General features: G+C 40.8%; 2 protein-coding genes. Both read left to right on the forward strand.

The window, feature by feature from the left end:
* The coding region (locus B5D46_RS12510; protein ID WP_143675695.1) for a zinc ribbon domain-containing protein at positions 1–120 on the forward strand (120 nt) is incomplete at its 5' end.
* 177 nt (positions 121–297) lie between these two features.
* On the forward strand, positions 298–1,242 hold the full coding sequence (locus B5D46_RS11980) for a ribose-phosphate pyrophosphokinase (RefSeq protein WP_078929652.1): 945 nt from the start codon (positions 298–300) through the stop codon (positions 1,240–1,242).
* Positions 1,243–1,354: the final 112 nt, after the last annotated feature.

A 1,354-nucleotide genomic window follows, 5' to 3' on the forward strand; every position in this document is an offset into this window, starting at 1 on the left:
TGTCCTCATTGTGGAACCAGACATGACAGAGATATCAATGCAGCTGTAAATCTTCTAAAAGAAGGCAAAAGACTTTTGCTAAATCAAATAAAAAAAGAACCGAGGGGCACTCGGGGGTAGCCTGTTGTGGGTAAAAGCCCACTGCTTTGGTCGTTGGATCAATCGAGCAGGAAGCCCCCACTTCTATAAGTGGTGGTAGCATGTCACGCTGAAAAAAAATTAACCTGTGATTAAAATCACAGGTTTTTTTGAGTATAATATGCACATCTTTCAACTTATCACATTTAGAGATAATCTATGTCAGACTTGAAACTCTTCTCTGGAAATGCAACTCCAGAGCTTGCAAATGAAATTGCAAAATGTTTATACACAAATCTATCTGATGCTACTGTTGATACTTTCTCTGATGGTGAAGTTCACATTCAGATCAACGAGTGTATTCGTGGATGTGACACCTTTATCATTCAGTCAACCTGTGCACCTACCAATGACAATCTAATGGAACTTCTTGTAATGATCGATGCATTACGCCGTGCATCTGCAGGTCGTATTACTGCTGTTGTTCCTTACTTTGGTTATGCAAGACAGGACCGTCGTGTTCGTTCACAGCGTGTGCCTATTACTGCAAAGGTTGTTGCAGACTTACTTTCATCAGTTGGTGTAGACAGAGTTTTAACTGTTGATCTTCATGCTGAGCAGATTCAGGGCTTCTTTGATGTTCCTGTAGATAACTGCTACTCATCAAATCTGTTTGTTGAGGATATGAAGAATCTTGCTCTTAACAAGCCATGTATCGTATCACCTGATATGGGTGGTGTGGTTAGAGCACGTGCTATTGCTAAGCTATTCAATGATGCTGACATCGCTATCATCGACAAGCGTCGTCCAAAGCCAAACGTTTCAGAGGTTATGAACCTGATTGGTGACGTAAAGGACAGAGAGTGCATCATTGTTGATGACATTATTGATACCGGTGGTACCCTATGCAAGGCAGCTGCTGCTCTAAAGGAACGTGGAGCAACCAAGGTTATCGCTTATGGTACTCATCCAGTTCTTTCAGGAAATGCTTATGAGAACATCAAGAACAGCGTAATCGATGAGATCGTTGTTACAAACAGCATTCCTGCAACAGAGAAATTAAAGTCAACCGGCAAGTTCAGATATGTTTCTCTAGCTCCAATGCTTGCAGAAGCAATCCGTCGTATCAACAACGACGAATCAATTTCTGTAATGTTCGGTTAATATCAGGTAGGGCTCTTTTTGCCCTGACCCCAGTAAGTTGAACAAACCTACTGGGGTTTTTATTTATGAAGCTATCATATGAAGATAAAATTGAAATTTATAGACTTTGGAA

It is taken from the genome of Succinivibrio dextrinosolvens DSM 3072 (assembly GCF_900167015.1).
GTDB lineage: Bacteria > Pseudomonadota > Gammaproteobacteria > Enterobacterales > Succinivibrionaceae > Succinivibrio > Succinivibrio dextrinosolvens.